Raw genomic sequence first — 20,641 nt, 5'->3', positions numbered from 1 at the left:
TTTATCTATCTATATCGGCCAGCACATAATCCATACTTCCTAAGATGGATAGCAAATCGGCTACTGTATAGCCTTTACTAATGTAGGGTAACATTTGCATATGCGGAAAAGATGGTGCACGTATCCGAACCCTGTAAGGAGATGTATTGCCGTCACTGATTAGGTAATAGCTATTAGCTCCCTTAGTGGCTTCGATGCAGCTCATGGCCTCTCCCGTAGGAATTACCGGCCCCCAGCTTACATTTAAAAAATGAGTAATAAGGGTTTCAATATCTTGCATCGTGTGTTTTTTAATGGGCGGAGTTGCTAGGGGATGGTTTGCTTTGTAATCTCCTTCCGGCATATTTTTTAGGCATTGATCGATGATGCGCAGACTTTGCCACATTTCTTCCACACGCACTACTGCTCGATCATAGCAATCGCCGTTTTGGGCTGTTGGAACTTCAAATTCAAAATTTTCATAACCCGAATAAGGTTGCTTTTTTCGGAAGTCCCATTCCAATCCGCAAGCCCGTAAACCTGGTCCGGTTACGCCCCATTCGAGCGCTTCGTCTAAGGTATAAATGCCAATACCTACTGTTCGTGCCTTGAAAATGCTGTTACGCATGACCATTTGCTGATATTCTCTTAGCCTTTTTGGGAAATAAGCAATAAAATCGCCCACCAATTTGTCCCAACCTTTCGGCAAATCTTGCGCAACGCCACCAATTCTAAACCAGTTGGGATGCATTCTTGCACCACAGATGGCTTCAACGATATCAAAGATTTTCTCCCGATCCGTAAACATGTAAAATACAGGTGAAAGCTGACCCAAATCTTGTGCAAACGTACCATACCATACTAAATGACTTGCAATGCGGAAAAACTCGCAAAGCATAATACGCACTGTTTTAACTCTATCGGGTACCTTTATACCGGCCAGTTTTTCGACTGCCAGCAAATAGGCAAGATTGTTCATTACACCACCCAGGTAATCCACTCTGTCGGTATAGGGGATATAGGTATGCCATGATTGGCGCTCACCCATTTTTTCTGCTCCCCGATGATGAAATCCGATATCAGGAATGGCGTCAACAATGTCTTCGCCGTCTAATTGTAGAACGATACGTAAAACACCGTGCGTACCCGGGTGTTGTGGCCCCAGGTTAAGGAACATAAAATCAGCATCTTCACTCTGCCGTTTTAAACCCCAATCTTCCGGCCGGAATTGTAAGGCATCCTGCTCGTGATCTTGTTTTTCATCCCAGAGTTTGAATGGCCCCATCTCGGTTGCCCTTGCGGGATGTTCCTTCCGTAAAGGGTGCCCTTCCCAAGTTAAAGGCATCAGGATACGGCGTAGATGAGGATGGCCCTCGAAATGTATACCAAACATATCGTACACCTCACATTCATACCAATCGGCATTTTTCCATATAGTACTGATAGATGGTATGGACGGGTAGTTGCCTTGTAAGGCTACTTTAAGGCGAATAAAACAGTTTCGCTTAAATGAAAGCAAGTGGTATACAAGCGTAAAATCGGATGATGGGAATCCGTTCTTTTTAGCGTGGCTGCGTTCGTCGATCGCGCAAAGATCGTAGAGTAATTCAAAAGGTTCGAGAATATTGTGTTTGAGATGGTATAGTACCGTTTTAATATGTTCTTTGAGAACCCATAGGGTAGTCACCTCATCAACAGTATGTTGCTGAGTAAAAACCGACGCTCCAAATTGAGCAATCAATTCTTCTACCAAGCCTGAATTTTTATTCATGCTTTTTAATTTTAGGGGTTCACATTAGGTAATAATGCATTGCTTAAATCATCCTTTATTTTAAACGATACCCTTAAATTTCATCGGGGGTATGCAAATCAATTATCCTTTTTCGTTCTTCTCTTTTTTCTTCTTTCATTGACCGTTGCTCGGGTCTTATCACCCCTTGAGGGCCTATAGCCCAACTTAAAGGCCTTTTCTCACTTCCTACTGAAGCCGCTAATAGCGTTAAGCCCTGCATAAAAGCATCTGGTCGGGGAGGGCAGCCCGGAACGTATACGTCTACCGGTAGGAATTTATCTACACCTTGCACTACGCTATAAATGTCGTACATACCACCTGAATTGGCACAAGATCCCATCGAGATGACCCATTTTGGTTCCATCATCTGTTCATGCAGACGCTTAATGATAGGGGCCATTTTTACGAAGACCGTTCCGGCAATGACCATGACATCTGCCTCGCGAGGGGTTCCCCTGATTACTTCTGCTCCGAAACGAGCGATATCATATTTGCTGGTAATACTGGTAGCCATTTCTACGAAACAACAGGAAAGACCGAAATTAAATGGCCACATAGAATTTTTTCTTCCCCATGCCAATAGGTCCTGAACGGTGGTTAAGAGCACACTTTGCCCAACGGATTCCTCAAAAGAACCTGTTCCTTTCAGTCTACTTGTTGGTTCGTTCGGACTCGTAAGCCACCATTTCATATGCCAGGTTTTTTTAATATTAGTTTTTTATAAGCTTTTAGAATTTTCTTTCCATTAGGACCAAAGTCTAAGGCCCCAAGGCTCCATTCGTATATTAATACGGCAATCAATAACCCAATAAAAACACAGATGCCAAGGTAGCCTGCCCATCCCAATTCCTTGAATGCTAAAGCCCATAATACGATGAATACGACTTCAACATCGAAGATGACGAACATCATCGCTACAAGGTAAAATTGCGCCGAAAAATGCAATCTTGCGGATCCGGTTTCTACTATTCCGGATTCATAAGGTTGCCCCATAGCTCTTGCTTTATGACGTTGGCCCAAAAAATAAGACAAGGAGATAATAACTACTAATAAAAGGAGAACAAAAGCGCCGTAAATAAAGAGCGGCCAAAAGGGCGTACTGGATGGGTTTGAGCTATTCATGGTTTATCGGTGTCTAAGAGTTCGCTGCCAGTGATGTAACACTCTAGATTTTTGATAATGAATTTCTGTTCTTCGATGATATATTTTACGACGTCACCGATAGAAATAATACCCATTAGTTCGCCATTGTCTATAATCGGTAAATGTCTTATAAATCGATTTGTCATTAACCACATACAGTCCTCTATGCTCGTATCTGTAGATACGGTGGGAGGATCGACTGTCATAATCTCTCTAACAGGAACCTTTTTGGAAGATTTTCCTCTCAGTATGACCTTTCTGGCGTAATCTCTTTCTGTAAAGATGCCAATGAATTTTTCATGTTCAAGAACTAAAAGTGCTCCAATGTTTTTTTCGAACATCAGCTCTAAGGCGGTAAAAACAGTCGCATCCGGACTGACGAAAATTCCGGTATTGCCTTTTTTTTCTAAGATGTTTCTAACTTTTCCCATAATCAACCCCTTTCTATTTGGTTTGGTAGTTAATTCGCTAATGGATGGTTGTTCGCTAATCTAGAAGGTAACGCTTTGAAAAATTGGTTATTAGTGGTAGAACAACAGGAAATAATAAAGGTTTGAAAAAATTAAATAAAGTTCTTTTGTTGGTTGTGAAATTGTACGTGCTAATAAGATGGTAGCAATTTGACTTAGTGTTGTTTTTTGTTAAGTCTTTCTATTTCTTTTCCCAAGGTTTTCTTTTCCAACGCGGACTTCGTTAAGCTGATTGCTCGGCTATAATGAGCGATAGATTTCTTAAGATCTGTATCGGCATATAAATAACCAAGCAGGGCATGATAGTGGCTAATATGATTCAGTTGTAATTTTTCTGCTTCTTTTAGTGCTTGTTCATTTCCATAAACTTTAGCAAAGGCGAATGTTCTGTTTAAAGCTGTTATGGGTGAATATTCTATCAGAATAAGTTGATTGTACAGTTGTAAAATATGCTCCCACTTATCATTGTTTGTAGGAGTGGTATGCCAATAGGCAATAGCTGCTTCTAAATGATATTTTGTTTGCCAGTAGACAGCTCCTGAAAAGGCGTGGATCAAATAATGATTGCCCTTTTCAATGAGTTCCTGGCTCCATTGATTTTTATCTTGCTGTTCATACAAAATAATCTCTCCATTATTGTTTGCCCTTGCTTCAAGCCTTGAGCTTTGGAAGCACATTAACGCCATAAGGGCATTAACGGTTGGTGTATTTGTAGAAGGGCTTTCGATTAAAACAAGCATGAGCCGAATAGCTTCCGAGCAAAGATCTTGACGGATTAGGTGGTCATTAGACGTAGAAAAATAACCTTCATTAAATAAAAGATAAAGTGTTTTTAATACAACATCCAGCCTCGACTGTATGGCTTCCTCAGATAAAAACTTAATCTGAAAATTATCCTGACGTAGATTTTTCCTGGCTCTCAGCAGTCTTTTCTTTATAGTTTCCGCTTTAGTGAGAAAAGCACTTGCTATTGCTTCAACGCTAAATCCGCAAAGAATTTGAAGTGCTAGACAGATTTGAGATGCTATGGAATTGCTTGGATTGCAAACGGCAAAAATCATTGCCAGTTGGCTGTCATCAATAGCCTGTTGCGTGAAATCAAAGTCGCTCTCAAATTGGAGCTCATCTGTGTTAATTGCATCTTTAACTTGTGTTTCGAAAAGAGTATGCCGTTTGAGATAATCTTTGGCTTTGTTTTTAGCAACGATATAAAGCCAGGCAGCAGGATTTTTTGGTATACCCTGTATGCTCCATGTTTCCGTTGCCTTTAAAAATGTTTCACTAACAATATCTTCGGCTATTTCTATGTGCTTTAAACCAAAATGACGGTATAATACTGCCGTCATTTTGGTGTATTCCTCCCGAAATAAATGCGGTAAAAGTTGTTGTTGAGTGACCTTATCGCTCATTGATCCTAGCTGCTGTAACTAATTGCTAATACCTCTCTTACTTCCACGGTACCTCCAATTTTGAGTATAGGGTTGCCTTTGGCAAGCTCAATTGCTTCTTCAATTGTTTCTGTTTTTACAACCATGTAACCGCTAATAAACTCCTTAATCTCTGTGTATGGGCCGTCGGTCACGATCTCAGATGTTATGGTTTTTGCATTACTGATGGACAGGCTTTTTCCTTTATCGGCCAATTTATTTTGAGCAGCAACGCCCGCCAACCAATTCATTCTTTCCCGTACTTGCTCAGGCGATGGCTTAGCATCAGCATCGTCTCTAAGTCTAAAAATTAATATGAACTCTTTCATTGCTTCTATAAATTTAATGTTGTACTCCTATAACGATCGAGTATACTGAAAGGGGACAAATGACGGCTGTTTTTATACACTTGAGTGATCGGATTTGAATTGAATCTACAGTTAGTTTTAATTATGTGTAGCTAATCGAACATTTATGAAAGCAAATTACTTAAGAATATCGAAATAAAAAATATCATGTATAATGATTGAATATTAAAGCTCAATAGCAGCAATAACTTTGGGATAGCCTTGACTTTGAAAGTTTGGCCTTACAGTTCCTTCCATGCGAAAGACATGGATGTCAGTAATTCCCATAAATCCTAATATTGCTTTTAGGTAAGGGACTACAAAATCGAGTGTCTGCATAGGTCCTTCGGAATAAACGCTCCCCGAAGCCGCTGCTAAGTAGGCCGTTTTGTCGGTCAGTAATCCAATGCGTCCGTGTTCATTATACTTGAAAGTGATTCCGACACGGACAATAAGATCTATCCATGCTTTTAGTGATGAATGTATACCAAAATTGTACATGGGCGCACCGATTACCAGGAAATCAGCCGCGCATACTTCTTCCAAGAGCATATCCGAATAGTGGAGAGCCTCATAATCGGCTGGTTCTCTCTGTTCAATCGGTTTAAAAAAAGCATTAATATGCGATTCATTAAGTGCGGGCAGATCATCATTTACCAGGACTCTTTCCATAACGATACTATCAGGAAATTTGGCAATTAACTTGTCAATAATGGTTTTTCCCAATTTAACACTATACGAATCATTTCCTTTTGGACTGGAAATTACATGCAGAATTTTTTTCATATAAAATGGATTGTTTTATGCTCTTGACGATTGAATGCTGAGAAGGGGGACAAATATTTTCGTGATTTTGGATGAAATGATAAAGCATTATACCGTATTAAATTCCTATATATGAAGCTAATCTGGATAAATAGCAAGAATATTTTGATTTTGAAAAATATATCGTAATATTGCAATAAATAATTTGATTATGGGATTAACGAGAACGGAAATATTTACCAAGGAGCAGAATGAGTTGGCGATATTGCTTAAAGCGATGGCCCATCCGGCCCGTGTTGCAATACTTCAGCATATTATTGCTTCTAAAACCTGTATTTGTGGTGATTTGGTAGACGAATTGGGACTTGCGCAGGCGACTATTTCTCAGCATCTGAAAGAATTGAAAAATGCAGGACTCATACAGGGAACTATCGAAGGTGTCAGCGTCTGTTATTGTATTAATCCTGAAAATTGGGAAAAACTTAAAAATCAGTTGAATCTATTTCTGGGAGGGTATGTAGCATCGGCAAGTTGCTGTTAAAAAAATTTAAATATATTAATCGTTAAATTGCAATATTATGGATACGAAGGCACTAATGAACTGGGGTAGCTTTAAAGCAAAACTGACCGAAACCCCGGAAGCTATTTTACAGTTTCAATATGCAGAAGATAAATGGGTAGATGCCTCTTATCATATTACTGAAATAAAACAAGCTCCCATCACATCGGTCGACTGCGGTGGCGTGATGAACGCGTGGACGGAGGTGATCGTTCAGTTATGGGAACCGGCGACGGCCGATGTTGACAGGGCGATGAAAGTGGGTAAGGCGCTTTCCATTGTAACGTTGGTAGAAAAGTCTTTACCTTTAAATCCAGCTGCTATCGTTAAGATTGAATTTGGAAATTCAGCTTTTGATACACGTCAGATGTATCCAGGTATGCTTAATCTGGACGGTGAAAATTTAGTGGTTAGCTTAATTCCGGATGCTACACAATGCAAAGCCATTGAACGTGGCGGTAGCTGTGGTACAGACGATACGAAGGAAGCTTGCTGCGGCGTCGTTCCGAAAGAAGAACCGGTACTTGAAATGGTGAATCTAGCTGCAGATCAGAGTTGTATACCAGGTTCTGGTTGTTGCTAATAAAATTTGTAGATGGAACTCAAAAAAATGGAATCGTACGACTGGCCGGCAGTAAAAGAAATTTACTTGCAAGGAATAACCACCGGCCAGGCTACTTTTCAGACGAATGCACCTTCTTGGGAAGAATGGGACCAATCGCATCTTAAACATTCACGTTTTATCGTCCAAATCAATCATGAGGCAGTTGGTTGGGCGGCCCTATCACCTGTATCCAGTCGTTGTGTGTATGCAGGGGTGGCAGAGGTAAGTATTTATGTCCACGAGGCGTATCGTGGCCGTAGAGTGGGCGCGTTCCTTATGGAAGCGCTAGTGACAAGCAGCGAAGAACAGGGACTTTGGACATTGCAGGCAGGTATTTTTCCGGAAAATAAAGCAAGTATCTGCTTGCACGAAAAATTTGGTTTCCGACAGATGGGGATACGGGAGAAAATTGGAAAACAGGGCGACATTTGGCGTGATACAGTGATTTTAGAAAGACGCAGTAAAACAGTGGGCATTGATTAAACGATAAGACGTAAGCCATCAGGAGCAAACGCTCGCTAATAGCAATCAATCGAGTTGTTAACGCTTGCACACATAAATCAAATAGATATTAGTGAAAAATACTGCTCATGGTAGTTTCATGGCGATATAAAAACAAACTGTGAAGCATTCATTAATACCGAAGAAAGCAGACAGATATTAATAGTTATTCTAATGAAAAAAATATTAGTACTATGTACCGGTAATAGCTGTAGAAGTCAGCTAGCCGAAGGATACTTGAGAGCATTTGCTGAAGACAAAGCCGAAATTTACAGTGCTGGCATTGAAACGCATGGCGTAAACCCCAAGGCCATACAAGTAATGAAGGAAGATGGCATTGATATTTCAAATCATACTTCCAATCATGTAGATGAATACGACCATATTGATTTCGATTATGTCATCACGGTTTGCGATAATGCTAAAGAAAGTTGTCCTTTTTTTCCAACAAAAGCACAGAAATTTCATCATAATTTCCCCGACCCAGCCAAAGCTACTGGCACTAATGAAGAAGTGATGAACCAGTTCCGTGCTGTGAGAGACGAGGTAAAAGCGTATGCAGAAGAATTTGTTAGCAAACATATAAATGTAGACAATTATGCCGGCAGATAGATGTGCGCCTGCCTCGGAACGGAAAAAGCTGGGTTTTCTTGATCGCTACCTCACTTTGTGGATATTTCTTGCAATGGTCGTTGGCGTTGGAATGGGTTACTTTATTCCTGCCACTTCAGCATTTATCAACACTTACAGTAGCGGCACGACCAATATTCCCCTAGCTATCGGACTGATTCTCATGATGTATCCACCGCTTGCAAAGGTAAAGTACGAAAATTTGGGGAAGGTATTCAAGGATATAAAAGTGCTAGGGGTGTCTCTTTTGCTCAATTGGGTAGTAGGCCCTTTGCTGATGTTCTTTTTGGCTATCACTTTTTTGAAGGATTACCCTGAATATATGATTGGGTTGATACTCATTGGTCTTGCACGCTGCATTGCCATGGTGGTGGTATGGAACGAGCTGGCGGAAGGCGATAGAGAATATGCTGCAGGCTTAATTGCACTCAACAGTATATTTCAGGTGTTGTTTTACAGCGTATTTGCTTATGTCTTCATTACGGTACTTCCACCTTATTTTGGTATAAAAGGAACAGCCGTTAACATAACGATAGGTCAGATAGCTGAGAGTGTAGGTATTTACCTAGGGATTCCTTTTGCTATGGGAATCATCAGTAGGTACGCGCTGATTAAATGGAAAGGCGAAGAGTGGTTTAATAAGCGCTTTGTGCCCCTCATTTCATCCATTACCTTAATCGCGCTTTTGTTTACGATTGTTGTGATGTTCAGCTTAAAAGGACAGCTTATCGTACAAATTCCTATGGATGTGCTCCGGATAGCTGTACCCCTCGTGATTTATTTCGCTTTCATGTTTATATTTAGCTTCTTTATAGCTAAGCGATTTGGGACGGATTATTCCAAAAATGCGTCTATTGCTTTTACAGCCACTGGAAATAATTTCGAGCTGGCAATAGCGGTGGCCATCGGTGTCTTTGGTATAAATTCTGGACAGGCATTTGCAGGTGTGATTGGCCCATTAGTAGAAGTGCCAGCATTAATAGCATTGGTGAACCTTGCTTTTTGGTTCCGAAAAAAATATTATACGAAAGGTGCTTTTGTCTAAATCTATTAGTGATATTCATTGTTGTTGTTAAATGGGTATTATGAAAAGATTGGCACTTATCGGTTTCATAATGATTGTATGTAACTCCTGCTTTAAAAAGTATGAGGGTAAAATCACGATTGATGGTTCTAGCAGTGTTTATCCTTTAACAGAAGCAGTAGCAGAAGAATTCCGAAAGGTTGATGCCGATATACGGGTAACAGTTGGCGTGTCGGGCACGGGGGGCGGTTTTAAAAAGTTCCTTAGAGGAGAAACGGATATTACTAATGCATCCAGACCCATCAGCAAAAGTGAATTGGCCGTGAGCCGACTAAATGGTATTGAATTTATTGAATTACCCGTTTGCTATGATGGAATGGCCATCGTAGTAAGCCCAAAAAATACATTTGTCAAAGAGATTACCGTTACCGAACTTAAGAAGATGTGGTCTCCGGAAAGCCAAGGAAAGGTTAAACGCTGGAACCAGGTCCGTGAAAATTGGCCGGCTGTACCATTGAAATTATACGGTGCAGGTACCTCTTCAGGTACTTATGATTATTTTACGGAAGCTATTAATGGACGGGCAAAGGCTTCGCGAGGAGATCGGCCAGTGAAGACGATAATGTGCTGGTGCAGGGCGTCTCGTCTGATGCGGGCAGTTTAGGCTATTTCGGCCTGGCTTATTATGCTGAAAACAAAGATAAACTTAAACTGATTGGCGTTAAAACTACTGCGAACCATCCAGCGATATATCCAAGCGATTCAACGGTTATGAACGGTGCTTATCAACCGCTCTATTCTTATTGTACAACAGGTAATGGAAGCCTTTTTTAATGAAGATACCAAATTGGCCAGAAGTGTTTTTCAAAAGGACGAACATTTAGATGATATCAATAGAAAGGCGAATGGATTATTATCGGAATACATTCCATCTAATCTGAATAATCTCGAGCAGGCATTGAACACGCTTTCTATCATTAGAAAATTGGAACGCGTTGGCGATCAAAGTAAAAATATTGCTGAAGAAATTATCTTTTATGTTGAAGCAAAGGTGCTGAAACATACAAAGCCTAATAAGAAGAAGACAAATCGTGAATAAGGCTCATACACGTCAAATCATTGCATGAGTCTGTTTGTGGAAACTTAGGCCAGCGCTTTTTTTACGGCCGGTGCTACTTTTGTTCCAAGTAATTCTATTGTCTTCATCAGATCTTTATGAGAAGGAGCTCCGACATCTACATGTAATAAAAAGCGAGTGAGTCCAAAGAGTTCCTGATGGTATAAAATTTTATCAACCACTTGATTTACATCTCCTATAAACAAAGCACCATCTTTACTCCGTCCTCCTTCGAACTGATCTTTTGTATAAGGAGCCCAACCTCTGTCTTTACCAATTCTGTTCATCTGCGCTGCATAATAAGGGAAATATCGATCAGACAGCTCTTGTCCGTTTTCGCCAATTAGACCATGCGAGTGAGTGGCTAACTTCATCTGTGCCGGGTCATGGCCTGCATTTATATATTCTTGTTTATATAGTTCGAATAGCGACTTGAACTGAATAGGTATACCGCCAATGATAGCAATAATTAAAGGAAGACCTAGTCGAGCTGCCCTTAATATCGACTGTGGTGTACCGCCTACAGCGACCCAAACATCCAACCGATTATTACTCGCTCTCGGAAGCACCTGTTGATCTGTTAAGGGAGGACGAAAGCGTCCCTTCCAGGTAATTCGCTCATTTTTATTAATCGCCAATAATAAATCTAGTTTCTCGGCAAATAATCCATTGTAATCGTGAAGATCATAACCGAAAAGTGGGAACGATTCGGTGAAGCTACCTCTACCAACCGTAATCTCTGCTCGTCCGTTTGATATTAAATCGACTGTAGAAAAGTTCTGATAGGTCCTTACTGGATCGGTAGAACTTAACACTGTAACGGAACTAGTCAGTTTTATGTTTTTAGTGATGGTTGCAGCTGCGGCTAGCATAATCTCCGGACTTGAAACGGCAAAGTCGGGACGATGATGCTCTCCAATACCAAAAACGTCTAAACCTACCTCATCGGCCAGTTTTATTTCTTCAAGTATTTCCTGTATTCGCTGACCTGCAGGGTAAAAAGTTTTGATAGCATCATTATATGCTAAATCGCCAAACATACTTATTCCTATTTCCATATTTTATTCCTTCGTAAAACAAATGCACTTTCTATACAACAAAGATAAGCTGGTTTGGAGCGCTATTACTTGATGTATGATAAGAAATCTGCCTTAATAATAAAATAGATTATAAAGCAACAATTAAGGACGACGTAGTGATTGTTGCTGAAGTAAAATTTGATGATATATTTGTTAGTAAGATGCCTCCAGAGGTGTTACCTTAGATTCGGCCCAGACTATCCCAGCATTTAGATGCGATAATTTTTCATCTATCGAAACAGGGAATTTACAAGGGAAAGTGGAAGTTTTGTTGCTTTTGCGATTTCATCATACGAAAATCCGTCTTTCTTCATCCCTTTTGCTACAGCGAGGAGCTCCTTTGTATAAGATTTTTTTATAAACACTTCATTATTGCCTTTCAATGATACTGCTGTTAGTGAATTCATAATGAAAATAATTAAAATAACTAATTTGAACGATCCAAAGTTAGGTAGCCTAAAAATAAGAAATTGTTAAATCATGTTATATTATAAAATCTGACAATTTAGAGATATTCTTTTGTTTTAATAAAATGCTATCAAGAAGTGAGGATTGGCTAAAGGTCTAGCAATTCTTGAATTTTTACGAGTATATATTACGATAGTTTAAAGGATTATTAATTTTTTAATTAATTTAAATTGTGTTTTAGGTATCATTTTGTCTGGTTCAACTTTTTTAAAACGTTAATTCTATTACGTTAATGAATTTAGTCTTTCCTGTTCGAAATTGGATAAAGCAAACTCAACAAAACGACTTTATACTTGTTATAATATAGTTTGGGGTAAAACATAGTGTACAAATGAATGAAGCCTCTTTTTTCTATATTAATAACTCTTTGGGTTTCGTTGATAAATATGATTCAGGATTACGATAATTTGCGTAATAACATGGTGCACATGCAGCTCGAAGCCCGTGATATAAGTCATCAACCAACGCTTGAAGCGATGCGTAAGGTTGAACGGCATCTATTTGTGCCTAGTCAATACCAAAGGCGAGCCTATGAAGATAACCCTTTACCAATAGGGTACAATCAAACTATTTCACAACCCTATATAGTAGCCAGTATGACTCAACTGCTTGAGCCTAATAAGGATGATTGTGTACTTGAAATAGGCACTGGATCTGGCTATCAAGCCGCAGTATTAGCGGAGATTGTTAAGGAGGTTTATACCATTGAAATTGTTAAAGACCTAGGAGAACGTACCAAGAAATTGATGCATACGTTAGGCTATAATAATGTAACGGTCATTATAGGTGATGGTTATAAAGGTTTTGAAGCAAAGGCGCCCTTCGACGCCATTATTGTAACAGCAGCTTCCAAAGAGATCCCGCCACCTCTCATTAAACAGCTGAAGGAAGGGGGGAAAATGATTATACCTGTCGGTAGTCCATCTGAGGTACAAACCCTTATCTTGCTACAAAAAAGAAATGGGAAAATTACCAAAACCAAGTTGATACAAGTCCGCTTTGTACCGTTAACACGTAGCAGAGAAAACAAAAATTCTTAGTGTATATTTTTCTAACTAACTGGCTGTTTAACTCTATCGATTGAACGTATAGACAAAATAGGTAGTTCTACGAATTAGGTCTAAAATGTTTTTGTGCTAAAGCTTTTCTTACCCTACTTAACGACTCCGGTGTTACACCTAGATAGGAGGCAATCATCATTTGTGGGATACGTAATGTAAGATCGGGGTATAATTTTATAAAATCTAAATAGCGTTCTTCGGCAGTAGCTGCCAACAACTTATTGATTCTATTTTGCATGTGACGAATACTATTGTGAAGAAGATAGATGTTATATTTTCCAAAATCAGGGCAAATATCAAGCGCTTGCTCCATAAAGGCTTTCGTAATAACCACCACCTCAGCATCTTCCAATACGTCTATATTAAAAACAGCAGGTTCATTGAAGTAAACACTATTCCGATCACCTATCCACCAGTCTTCGGGAGCGAACTGAATAATATGCTCCTTTCCATTTAGATCAAGTGTATAGGCACGGAGCAAACCTTTTGATACAAAATAGCTGACATTCGTTTTTTCGCCCTCATTCAATAAAACTTTTCCTTTTTTCAATGATTTTGATATCAGATTTTTTCTTAATATCTCAAATTGATTGACGTTTATCGGTGTGTGCTTTTGTAAATACTGCTGAAAATTGAACATATCAATAATGAATACTTCCTCTGGCGAATTTACGTATTTAACCTTGATTCATCCAACATCAAGGTTTAAACATGTCAAATGTACCTTCTGATATGTTCTGATCATCAAGTCAGTACATTAATCTAGATATCCGAATTTCCCCAAATTGAAATCGCTTATAGCCTCTCGTATCTCTCCTTCAGTATTCATGACAAATGGTCCGTAACTTACTATCGGTTCATCTATCGGTTCACCGCTCATTAGTAGTACGACGCTCTCCTGATCAGCATGTAGCTGGATAGTTGTTCCATCATTTTTGAAGAGCACAAAGCTATGTTCTGACGCTACCTGATCATTATTAACAGTAACACTTCCATTGATTATTAACAGTGCCGTATTGTGATTTTGAGGAATACTTACCTCGAAATTTGCCCCCGCATGAAGTTTTATGTCGAATAAATTGATGGGTGTATAGGTATCCGCAGGACCGTTTATACCATTGATGTCGCCAGCAATAACATTTACTTCCCCAGCATTGTCATCAAGCAATAGCTTTCCCATATTGCTATGTGTTATGGCTTGATAATGAGGAGCTACTGACTTGTCTTTTTTTGGAAGGTTGACCCAAAGTTGAACCATTTCGAAAGGCCCTCCTTTTTTTGCATAGCTCTCCTCATGGAACTCTTTATGCAAGATGCCACGACCTGCGGTCATCCATTGTACATCACCGGGGTTAATGACACCGCTATTACCACTACTATCGTAATGAGCAACGCTACCTTTGTATGCTATCGTAACTGTTTCAAAACCTTTATGCGGATGCACATCTACACCTCTCAGATGGCCAGATGTGGAAGGTGGGAAATTATATGCTGCGTTAAAATCAAGCATTAAAAATGGACTTATCCGTTTTTGTGTAATACCGCCCTTTGGAATGTAATTAAATACTCTAAAACCATCCCCAACCATACCTGCTTGTGCTGGTTTTGCAATGATGCTTTCTATTGATTTCATAGTTTATTTCTTTTCTTTTGTTCGATACAAATTTAGGAAGGAAATGACCCAACTGAATTGACCTATGGTAAGAAATGAGTACAGCTCATGATGACGATTCCTCGATTTTCTTTTCTGAGATTTTATTTCATTTTGATAAGCCTAATTCTCAAAATGAAGTACTTTAAAATTTTCGTAACTTTTATACTGGTTGGAAAACCGGGCTTAAAGCAGAAGGGATGTGATTCTTGCTACAAGAATTTCAGCGGCACTGCATTTGTATTTCTTTTGGAAAAAATCAGAAAATAATGGAAGAGGATTGTATTGTCATCCGTATAGCAAGATTGAGCGATATGGAATATATCAATGAAATTATATTAGAAACCGAGAAATCAGCTATTGCACGAGGTATTGGCATAGCTAGACGCAGCCCTGAAAGTATACACCTTTATATGAAAGAAAGAAAGGCTATTATCGCTGTAACAGCATCAGGTGAATGGGTAGGTTTCTCTTACATTTCCGTGTGGGAAAATGGAAGATTTGTATCTAACTCAGGCCTAATAGTAGCGCCTCGGTTCAGGCATACGGGAGTAGCCCAAGCGATAAAAGAGCGGGTGTTTAAACTTGCGAGGGAGCAATACCCACATGCACAAATCTTTAGCATTACCTCGGGAATGGCAGTTATGAAAATGAATACCAAACTTGGATTTGAACCTGTAACTTACCAGGAAATTACACATGATCCCAAATTTTGGGAAGGTTGTAAAAGTTGTGCTAACCATTCTATCCTTCTACAAAAGGGTTTATGCAATTGTCTATGTACAGCTATGCTGTTTGATCCTGATAAAATTGAGAATCATAAGGCAAAAGAGACATTAGTTAACCAGCATCTACGAATAGCATAGAAATAAAATCAGATTCATAATGAAGATAGCACCTTATAATAGTCGTTTCAAAGATGTTGGAATCTTATACCAAGACAGCTTACTACTACTCCAAGCGCTTATTCGTACACCATCGGAAAGCGGACAAGAGGGCAAAACTGCAGACCTTATTCATTCATTTCTAAGCAAAAGAACTATTACTGTTAACCGAGTAAAAAATAATGTCTGGGCTTATAATAGTTTTTTTAGCAGAGGTAAGCCTACCATATTGTTAAATTCACATCATGATACCGTTAAACCAAATGCAGGCTATACGAGAGATCCCTATGACGCTATCATAAAACAAGAAATGTTATATGGTTTAGGGGCAAATGATGCTGGTGGATGTTTGGTGTCATTAATTGCAACTTTTTTATATTATTATGACCAAACTGATCTGCCTTTTAACCTATGTTTGGCGACTACTGCGGAAGAAGAAAATTCAGGAGAGAATGGTATCCTCTTAATGCTTGATCACCTTGCCCCAATTGCTTTTGCGTTGATAGGTGAACCTACTGAAATGCAAATGGCTATTGCAGAAAAAGGCAATATGGTATTGGATTGTGTTGTTCATGGTAAAGCAGGCCATGCTGCGAGAGAGGAGGGAGACAATGCCATATATAAAGCATTGAAAGATATCCAATGGTTTGAGCAATACCGTTTTCCTAAACAGTGTGAATTTCTTGGCTCTATAAAAATGACAGTTACACAAGTGGATGCTGGTATTCAGCATAATGTGATACCTGCAGTTTGCCGTTTTACCGTTGATATTCGCTTGACATCTGCTTACACCGTAGATGAAATTCTGAAAACAATTAAATCGAATATTTCAAGCAATGTATCTGTAAGACCAGGGGTCATGAAACCTTCCTCGATTCCTGCATCCCATCCTGTCATAAAAGCGGGGCAGGCAATTGGACTGAAAACGTATGTTTCGCCTACCTGTTCAGATCAGGGATGGTTGGATGTTCCTTCTCTTAAAATGGGACCGGGAGATTCGGCTAGATCGCATATGGCAAATGAATATGTTTATACTTGGGAAATCCGAGAAGGAATAAAGGGTTATATTACCCTACTGGATACATTGCTTCCTTTTCTACTGAATAATCCGATTGAATAATCCGTTGGCCAACCTCATAACAAAAAGATTCCCTTCAATTTTGAAGAGAATCTTTTTTATTAAACACGGATGTTTGTTAAACTAAAAGCTAAGGGCAAATGCTGTAACGGCGGTTGTGCTATTACCCGTAGGTGAGTTATTACGTTTAAGGAAAATATCATTTTTACTATTAAGGTTTCTCAGTTCAGTACGCCAAACTAAGTTAGGTAATACTTGATAATCTACATTGACGGAATAACCCCAAGTTTTGAAACCGGATGGAGCGCCCGTCGCAATAATTACGCCTGCTTTGTCTTGATAATACTCGCCTCTGGCAGTCAGGGAAACTTTCTCTGTAAGCGCATAGCGAGTAATGAGCACTGGCGTATACCATGTATTATACTTATCTCCACCCTTTACTTGTTGCTCAGCACCAAAATCAAATCCAGCAATGAGGCCAAGTCGCTTATTTAATTGAACTTGTGCGTAGAAATTATGGAAATAACGCATCTGTCGAGCACTGTCTGCTTTATCGCTTCCAATAAAAGAACTACTATTTAAGGTGATTCCATCCGCAGGCTTGAAGGTTACTTGATGCCCAAAGGAAGGGGTGGTATTGCCATCTACACGCTGAATGCGCTGCCATCCATTCAAATAGAGTACAGCCATATACCATTTGCCACTTTTACTGGTATAACCTAGTTTCGCCCCAGCCTCAAAATATGGGGAATTATCAGCTAGTAAACTGCGTGTCAGGGTCCAATTATCCTTTCCTATAGCGCTTTCGAAACCGATGTGCGAAGGGAGAATCCCCGCGTCTATCCATAAATCGTGTTGTTTTGACAGCTTGACGCCGATATTTGCTTCATAAATATTCTTTAATACACCAGGTTCTGCCGTATAATTGGCGTTCATATAAGTACCAGCACCGATTGCTAGATTGGCTCGTAGATTATCTGTAGAATAATTTGCTTTAAGAAAAGCTAAATTAATATTGACCTCATTGGTTCGATTATGGCTATAAATGAATGCGGGGCGCGTATTATTGAGCGGCCGATTGAAATCTTGTAGATAATATGCTTCCGCATAACCACTAATGGTTAATGGGTTATTGTTTTTATCTTGACCAAAACCAAAAGAGGTACTGAGCAACACAAGTGCTGCAGAAAGGATACGTTTCATTGAATAAAATTTTAATAGTGAAGAAACCACTGTGTGCAACATTATGTGTAGAAATTATATGCGTGCACAAAATGGTTTCAAGATTATATTGGGTATGCTAGTTAAGATTGTCTAGTGCTAAATTGAGTTTCAGCACATTGATTTTTTCGGGGCCAAAAAGACCAAATAGGGGCCTTTCAGTTTGATCAGCAATTAGTTTGGTTAATTTTTCGGAAGGAATCTTTCTAATAGCCGCAATTCTTTTTATCTGCACTGTTGCCGCTTTTGGAGAAATATTCGGGTCTAAGCCACTACCACTGGCAGTTACCAAATCAATTGGTATTTCGCTTTTGTCTATTTCAGGATTATGCACCAAGAAAGTATCTATACGGGCTTTTACCTGCCCCAGGTACTCGTTATTAGAAGGCCCTTTATTACTGCCACCAGAGCCTGCGGCATTATAACCTACGGCTGATGGACGGGAGTAAAAGTATTTATCGTCGTTAAACAATTGTCCAATGTTTGCATAATATTTTTTTCCGTTGGCCTCTATTATTTCACCTTTTCCCTTGTTCGGTGCCACTTGTGCTATTCCCCAAACAACGAATGTATATACACCTGAAAAAAACAGGAGAGTTACGATTGTCAACATAATTGCTGAAAATAAATTCCTTTTCATCTTTTTTATTTTAATGCATTATTTTTTATCAAGTCGGTTTATGCTCGACCGGAATCAATGCGTGATCTTATCAAATTTTTAAATAACAATGATATTCCTACATAAATAATGATACCACTATATCGATCGCTTTTATGCCCATGAAGGGGATAATAATACCTCCTATACCATAGATAAACAGATTCCTACGTAATAGAGCACTGGCTCCAATGGGTTTGTAGGCTACTCCTTTTAAAGCCAACGGTATCAATATGGGGATAATGATAGCGTTAAAGATAACAGCCGAAAGAATGGCGCTTTCTGGACTATGTAATGACATCACATTGAGACCCTGTAGTGCCGGAATAGCTGCTATGAACAATGCAGGAATAATAGCAAAATATTTGGCAACATCATTAGCAATTGAAAAAGTAGTAAGCGTTCCTCGCGTCATGAGCAATTGCTTACCTATTTCAACAATTTCAATTAGCTTCGTGGGGTCATTATCGAGATCGACCATATTTCCAGCTTCCTTTGCCGCTTGTGTACCACTATTCATCGCTACGCCTACGTCCGCTTGTGCCAGGGCCGGAGCATCATTTGTGCCGTCACCCATCATAGCGACCAATCTACCACTTGCTTGCTCTTTTTTGATATAGTTCATTTTATCTTCTGGCTTAGCTTCTGCTATAAAATCGTCTACACCGGCCTTTTCGGCGATAAATTTAGCTGTTAGCGGATTGTCACCTGTAACCATTACGGTTTTTATCCCCATTTTTCGCAACCTTTCAAAGCGTTCTTGGATGCCTGGCTTAATAATGTCCTGAAGCTCAATAACGCCGAGTACCTGCACTCCTTTACCCATAATAGGACTTTCTTCACACACTACTAGCGGAGTTCCCCCATCTGACGCAATGGTCTCTACCCGACTTATAATTTCTTGTGGGAAGTTATTGCCACTCTTTTCAACTAGTCTACGAATTGAATCACTAGCGCCTTTACGTATGCGGGTACCATCAGCAAGATCTACACCGGAGCTTCGGGTCTCTGCCGTAAATCGGATGAATGTTATGTCTGAAGTTTCATGCGTGACACTATTAATCATCGCTAGTTCTTCTGCTGTATGTTTATATTCGTTGCTACGTGCAAGCTCTATTATCGACTTTCCCTCGGGGGTATCATCTGAAACAGAGCTTAACATTGCAGATCGAAGAAAATGTGCTTTTTCGACGTGTTTTGCCACGTGGAAATGTGTCGCTTTTCTATTCCCTATTGTGATTGTGCCTGTTTTGTCTAGCAAAAGCACATCAATGTCTCCAGCAGTTTCTACAGCCTTTCCGCTTTTTGTGATCACATTGGCGCGAAGTGCTCGATCCATACCCGCTATACCAATGGCGCTTAAAAGCCCTCCAATAGTGGTAGGAATTAAGCAAACAAACAAGGAGATAAATGCTGCAATGGTAATGGGCGTGTTGGCATAATCCGCAAAGGGCTTTAATGTTACACATACAATGATAAATACCAAGGTAAAACCGGCAAGCAAGATCGTTAATGCAATTTCATTAGGTGTTTTCTGACGGCTTGCTCCTTCCACCAGGGCAATCATTTTATCTAAAAAACTTTCTCCAGGTTGTGTCGTTACACTTACCTTAATTTGATCCGAAAGTACCTTTGTACCGCCAGTTACGCTGCTCTTGTCGCCGCCGGCTTCCCTGATTACTGGTGCAGATTCACCTGTAATGGCACTTTCATCGATCGTAGCAAGTCCTTCTACAATTTCACCATCGGTGGGGATAATATCTCCCGCTTCACAGTAAAATAAGTCGCCTTTTTTTAAACTAGAGGAGGCTATAACTTGTATTTCACCATTCGATCCGAGTCTTTTTGCAGGTGTTTCTTCTCTTGTCTTACGTAATGAATCGGCTTGTGCTTTTCCTCTCGCTTCTGCAATGGCCTCGGCAAAATTGGCAAATAATAGGGTAAGCAATAGAATTAGAAAAACAGTGATGTTGTAACCTAAACTCCCTTGTGATCGTTCTCCCATTAATGTCCAAATACAAACAGCCAACATAATTGCTGTTCCTATTTCTACCGTAAACATGACAGGGTTACGGAACATAATTTTAGGGTTGAGTTTCACGCAGGACTGTTTGAGTGCTTCTTGTACTAAATCCTTTTGAAACAATGATTTATTATGTGATTTCATTTTTTTATTTGTTAAA

General features: G+C 39.6%; 24 protein-coding genes. 10 read left to right on the top strand and 14 right to left on the bottom strand.

Annotated elements, in window-relative coordinates:
- Nucleotide 1 precedes the first annotated feature (1 nt).
- The 7 genes from nuoC to BMY50_RS10220 all read right to left on the bottom strand — a co-directional run bounded on the left by nuoC (nucleotide 2) and on the right by BMY50_RS10220 (nucleotide 5,944).
- Complete coding sequence (nuoC, locus tag BMY50_RS10250) at nucleotides 2–1,750, bottom strand: NADH-quinone oxidoreductase subunit C/D (RefSeq protein WP_093323164.1); 1,749 nt, start codon at nucleotides 1,748–1,750, stop codon at nucleotides 2–4.
- Between the two features lie 73 nt (nucleotides 1,751–1,823).
- The gene (nuoB, locus tag BMY50_RS10245; RefSeq protein ID WP_093323162.1) at nucleotides 1,824–2,462 is read right to left on the bottom strand and encodes an NADH-quinone oxidoreductase subunit NuoB; all 639 of its coding nucleotides are present in this window, start codon (nucleotides 2,460–2,462) and stop codon (nucleotides 1,824–1,826) included.
- Entirely contained in the window at nucleotides 2,459–2,893 is a 435-nt protein-coding gene (locus BMY50_RS10240; protein ID WP_093323158.1) for an NADH-quinone oxidoreductase subunit A, read from the bottom strand. Before BMY50_RS10240 ends, nuoB begins: the two co-directional genes overlap by 4 nt.
- Nucleotides 2,890–3,345 carry a CBS domain-containing protein gene (locus tag BMY50_RS10235; protein WP_093323156.1) on the bottom strand — a complete coding sequence of 152 codons (456 nt, stop codon included), beginning with the start codon at nucleotides 3,343–3,345 and terminating at the stop codon, nucleotides 2,890–2,892. Before BMY50_RS10235 ends, BMY50_RS10240 begins: the two co-directional genes overlap by 4 nt.
- Before the next feature lie 194 nt (nucleotides 3,346–3,539).
- On the bottom strand, nucleotides 3,540–4,793 hold the full coding sequence (locus BMY50_RS10230; RefSeq protein WP_093323153.1) for an RNA polymerase sigma factor: 1,254 nt from the start codon (nucleotides 4,791–4,793) through the stop codon (nucleotides 3,540–3,542).
- Between the two features lie 5 nt (nucleotides 4,794–4,798).
- Nucleotides 4,799–5,140 carry a YciI family protein gene (locus tag BMY50_RS10225; RefSeq protein WP_093323150.1) on the bottom strand — a complete coding sequence of 114 codons (342 nt, stop codon included), beginning with the start codon at nucleotides 5,138–5,140 and terminating at the stop codon, nucleotides 4,799–4,801.
- 204 nt (nucleotides 5,141–5,344) lie between these two features.
- Nucleotides 5,345–5,944 carry an FMN-dependent NADH-azoreductase gene (locus BMY50_RS10220; RefSeq protein WP_093323147.1) on the bottom strand — a complete coding sequence of 200 codons (600 nt, stop codon included), beginning with the start codon at nucleotides 5,942–5,944 and terminating at the stop codon, nucleotides 5,345–5,347.
- Between the two features lie 190 nt (nucleotides 5,945–6,134).
- On the opposite strand from BMY50_RS10220, the gene BMY50_RS10215 reads away from it, so the two are divergent.
- The 7 genes from BMY50_RS10215 to BMY50_RS10185 all read left to right on the top strand — a co-directional run bounded on the left by BMY50_RS10215 (nucleotide 6,135) and on the right by BMY50_RS10185 (nucleotide 10,340).
- The gene (locus tag BMY50_RS10215; protein WP_093323144.1) at nucleotides 6,135–6,464 is read left to right on the top strand and encodes an ArsR/SmtB family transcription factor; all 330 of its coding nucleotides are present in this window, start codon (nucleotides 6,135–6,137) and stop codon (nucleotides 6,462–6,464) included.
- A 37-nt stretch (nucleotides 6,465–6,501) separates the two neighbouring features.
- The gene (locus BMY50_RS10210; protein WP_093323141.1) at nucleotides 6,502–7,065 is read left to right on the top strand and encodes a DUF6428 family protein; all 564 of its coding nucleotides are present in this window, start codon (nucleotides 6,502–6,504) and stop codon (nucleotides 7,063–7,065) included.
- Nucleotides 7,066–7,077: 12 nt separating this feature from the next.
- Nucleotides 7,078–7,569 (top strand): GNAT family N-acetyltransferase, encoded by a 492-nt coding sequence (locus BMY50_RS10205; RefSeq protein ID WP_093323138.1) that lies wholly within the window; start codon nucleotides 7,078–7,080, stop codon nucleotides 7,567–7,569.
- A 192-nt stretch (nucleotides 7,570–7,761) separates the two neighbouring features.
- Nucleotides 7,762–8,199, top strand: coding sequence for an arsenate reductase ArsC (locus tag BMY50_RS10200; RefSeq protein WP_093323136.1), 438 nt, complete (start codon nucleotides 7,762–7,764; stop codon nucleotides 8,197–8,199).
- Complete coding sequence (gene arsB, locus BMY50_RS10195) at nucleotides 8,186–9,262, top strand: ACR3 family arsenite efflux transporter (RefSeq protein ID WP_093323133.1); 1,077 nt, start codon at nucleotides 8,186–8,188, stop codon at nucleotides 9,260–9,262. The genes BMY50_RS10200 and arsB overlap by 14 nt, the downstream gene beginning before the upstream one ends.
- A 40-nt stretch (nucleotides 9,263–9,302) precedes the next feature.
- Nucleotides 9,303–9,905 carry a substrate-binding domain-containing protein gene (locus tag BMY50_RS10190; protein WP_238383715.1) on the top strand — a complete coding sequence of 201 codons (603 nt, stop codon included), beginning with the start codon at nucleotides 9,303–9,305 and terminating at the stop codon, nucleotides 9,903–9,905.
- Between the two features lie 114 nt (nucleotides 9,906–10,019).
- The gene (locus BMY50_RS10185; RefSeq protein ID WP_238383714.1) at nucleotides 10,020–10,340 is read left to right on the top strand and encodes a phosphate signaling complex PhoU family protein; all 321 of its coding nucleotides are present in this window, start codon (nucleotides 10,020–10,022) and stop codon (nucleotides 10,338–10,340) included.
- Nucleotides 10,341–10,384: 44 nt separating this feature from the next.
- Here the strand turns inward: BMY50_RS10185 and BMY50_RS10180 are convergent, their stop codons facing one another.
- Together BMY50_RS10180 and BMY50_RS28140 are read right to left on the bottom strand one after the other, a co-directional pair.
- Nucleotides 10,385–11,416: an LLM class flavin-dependent oxidoreductase gene (locus BMY50_RS10180; protein WP_093323127.1), complete on the bottom strand. Its 1,032-nt coding sequence runs from the start codon at nucleotides 11,414–11,416 to the stop codon at nucleotides 10,385–10,387.
- A 251-nt stretch (nucleotides 11,417–11,667) separates the two neighbouring features.
- Nucleotides 11,668–11,844 carry a hypothetical protein gene (locus tag BMY50_RS28140; RefSeq protein ID WP_162276575.1) on the bottom strand — a complete coding sequence of 59 codons (177 nt, stop codon included), beginning with the start codon at nucleotides 11,842–11,844 and terminating at the stop codon, nucleotides 11,668–11,670.
- 447 nt (nucleotides 11,845–12,291) lie between these two features.
- On the opposite strand from BMY50_RS28140, the gene BMY50_RS10175 reads away from it, so the two are divergent.
- A complete protein-coding gene (locus tag BMY50_RS10175) occupies nucleotides 12,292–12,945 on the top strand; it encodes a protein-L-isoaspartate(D-aspartate) O-methyltransferase (RefSeq protein WP_202907781.1) in 654 nt (217 codons plus the stop codon).
- 67 nt (nucleotides 12,946–13,012) lie between these two features.
- Here the strand turns inward: BMY50_RS10175 and BMY50_RS10170 are convergent, their stop codons facing one another.
- Together BMY50_RS10170 and BMY50_RS10165 are read right to left on the bottom strand one after the other, a co-directional pair.
- Nucleotides 13,013–13,516 carry a Crp/Fnr family transcriptional regulator gene (locus BMY50_RS10170; protein WP_238383713.1) on the bottom strand — a complete coding sequence of 168 codons (504 nt, stop codon included), beginning with the start codon at nucleotides 13,514–13,516 and terminating at the stop codon, nucleotides 13,013–13,015.
- Between the two features lie 207 nt (nucleotides 13,517–13,723).
- Nucleotides 13,724–14,599, bottom strand: a complete 876-nt coding sequence (locus tag BMY50_RS10165; RefSeq protein WP_093323118.1) for a pirin family protein — start codon at nucleotides 14,597–14,599, stop codon at nucleotides 13,724–13,726.
- 287 nt (nucleotides 14,600–14,886) lie between these two features.
- Here BMY50_RS10165 and BMY50_RS10160 point away from each other — a divergent pair, with 287 nt between their 5' ends.
- Nucleotides 14,887–15,483, top strand: a complete 597-nt coding sequence (locus BMY50_RS10160) for a GNAT family N-acetyltransferase (RefSeq protein ID WP_093323115.1) — start codon at nucleotides 14,887–14,889, stop codon at nucleotides 15,481–15,483.
- Nucleotides 15,484–15,502: 19 nt separating this feature from the next.
- The gene (locus BMY50_RS10155) at nucleotides 15,503–16,621 is read left to right on the top strand and encodes a M20/M25/M40 family metallo-hydrolase (protein WP_093323112.1); all 1,119 of its coding nucleotides are present in this window, start codon (nucleotides 15,503–15,505) and stop codon (nucleotides 16,619–16,621) included.
- Nucleotides 16,622–16,702: 81 nt separating this feature from the next.
- Here the strand turns inward: BMY50_RS10155 and BMY50_RS10150 are convergent, their stop codons facing one another.
- From BMY50_RS10150 to kdpB, 3 genes are all read right to left on the bottom strand, one after another.
- On the bottom strand, nucleotides 16,703–17,782 hold the full coding sequence (locus BMY50_RS10150) for a porin (protein WP_093323109.1): 1,080 nt from the start codon (nucleotides 17,780–17,782) through the stop codon (nucleotides 16,703–16,705).
- Between the two features lie 97 nt (nucleotides 17,783–17,879).
- The gene (locus tag BMY50_RS10145) at nucleotides 17,880–18,440 is read right to left on the bottom strand and encodes a K(+)-transporting ATPase subunit C (protein WP_093323107.1); all 561 of its coding nucleotides are present in this window, start codon (nucleotides 18,438–18,440) and stop codon (nucleotides 17,880–17,882) included.
- Nucleotides 18,441–18,537: 97 nt separating this feature from the next.
- Nucleotides 18,538–20,625, bottom strand: coding sequence for a potassium-transporting ATPase subunit KdpB (gene kdpB, locus BMY50_RS10140; RefSeq protein WP_093323105.1), 2,088 nt, complete (start codon nucleotides 20,623–20,625; stop codon nucleotides 18,538–18,540).
- Nucleotides 20,626–20,641: the final 16 nt, after the last annotated feature.

The sequence above is a fragment of the Olivibacter domesticus genome, from assembly GCF_900109575.1.
Lineage (GTDB): Bacteria > Bacteroidota > Bacteroidia > Sphingobacteriales > Sphingobacteriaceae > Olivibacter > Olivibacter domesticus.
This window is presented reverse-complemented; position numbering and strand designations above follow the sequence as displayed.

Excerpts from the sequence above, each read along its gene's own strand:
- BMY50_RS10150 (WP_093323109.1), bottom strand. The coding sequence starts at position 17,782 with ATGAAACGTATCCTTTCTGCAGCACTTGTGTTGCTCAGTACCTCTTTT.
- nuoB (WP_093323162.1), bottom strand. The coding sequence starts at position 2,462 with ATGAAATGGTGGCTTACGAGTCCGAACGAACCAACAAGTAGACTGAAA.
- BMY50_RS10240 (WP_093323158.1), bottom strand. The coding sequence starts at position 2,893 with ATGAATAGCTCAAACCCATCCAGTACGCCCTTTTGGCCGCTCTTTATT.
- BMY50_RS10190 (WP_238383715.1), top strand. The coding sequence starts at position 9,303 with ATGAAAAGATTGGCACTTATCGGTTTCATAATGATTGTATGTAACTCC.
- BMY50_RS10225 (WP_093323150.1), bottom strand. The coding sequence starts at position 5,140 with ATGAAAGAGTTCATATTAATTTTTAGACTTAGAGACGATGCTGATGCT.
- BMY50_RS10235 (WP_093323156.1), bottom strand. The coding sequence starts at position 3,345 with ATGGGAAAAGTTAGAAACATCTTAGAAAAAAAAGGCAATACCGGAATT.
- BMY50_RS28140 (WP_162276575.1), bottom strand. The coding sequence starts at position 11,844 with ATGAATTCACTAACAGCAGTATCATTGAAAGGCAATAATGAAGTGTTT.
- BMY50_RS10180 (WP_093323127.1), bottom strand. The coding sequence starts at position 11,416 with ATGGAAATAGGAATAAGTATGTTTGGCGATTTAGCATATAATGATGCT.
- BMY50_RS10155 (WP_093323112.1), top strand. The coding sequence starts at position 15,503 with ATGAAGATAGCACCTTATAATAGTCGTTTCAAAGATGTTGGAATCTTA.
- arsB (WP_093323133.1), top strand. The coding sequence starts at position 8,186 with ATGCCGGCAGATAGATGTGCGCCTGCCTCGGAACGGAAAAAGCTGGGT.
- BMY50_RS10160 (WP_093323115.1), top strand. The coding sequence starts at position 14,887 with ATGGAAGAGGATTGTATTGTCATCCGTATAGCAAGATTGAGCGATATG.
- BMY50_RS10220 (WP_093323147.1), bottom strand. The coding sequence starts at position 5,944 with ATGAAAAAAATTCTGCATGTAATTTCCAGTCCAAAAGGAAATGATTCG.
- BMY50_RS10165 (WP_093323118.1), bottom strand. The coding sequence starts at position 14,599 with ATGAAATCAATAGAAAGCATCATTGCAAAACCAGCACAAGCAGGTATG.
- BMY50_RS10215 (WP_093323144.1), top strand. The coding sequence starts at position 6,135 with ATGGGATTAACGAGAACGGAAATATTTACCAAGGAGCAGAATGAGTTG.
- nuoC (WP_093323164.1), bottom strand. The coding sequence starts at position 1,750 with ATGAATAAAAATTCAGGCTTGGTAGAAGAATTGATTGCTCAATTTGGA.
- BMY50_RS10205 (WP_093323138.1), top strand. The coding sequence starts at position 7,078 with ATGGAACTCAAAAAAATGGAATCGTACGACTGGCCGGCAGTAAAAGAA.
- BMY50_RS10175 (WP_202907781.1), top strand. The coding sequence starts at position 12,292 with ATGATTCAGGATTACGATAATTTGCGTAATAACATGGTGCACATGCAG.
- BMY50_RS10230 (WP_093323153.1), bottom strand. The coding sequence starts at position 4,793 with ATGAGCGATAAGGTCACTCAACAACAACTTTTACCGCATTTATTTCGG.
- kdpB (WP_093323105.1), bottom strand. The coding sequence starts at position 20,625 with ATGAAATCACATAATAAATCATTGTTTCAAAAGGATTTAGTACAAGAA.
- BMY50_RS10200 (WP_093323136.1), top strand. The coding sequence starts at position 7,762 with ATGAAAAAAATATTAGTACTATGTACCGGTAATAGCTGTAGAAGTCAG.
- BMY50_RS10145 (WP_093323107.1), bottom strand. The coding sequence starts at position 18,440 with ATGAAAAGGAATTTATTTTCAGCAATTATGTTGACAATCGTAACTCTC.
- BMY50_RS10210 (WP_093323141.1), top strand. The coding sequence starts at position 6,502 with ATGGATACGAAGGCACTAATGAACTGGGGTAGCTTTAAAGCAAAACTG.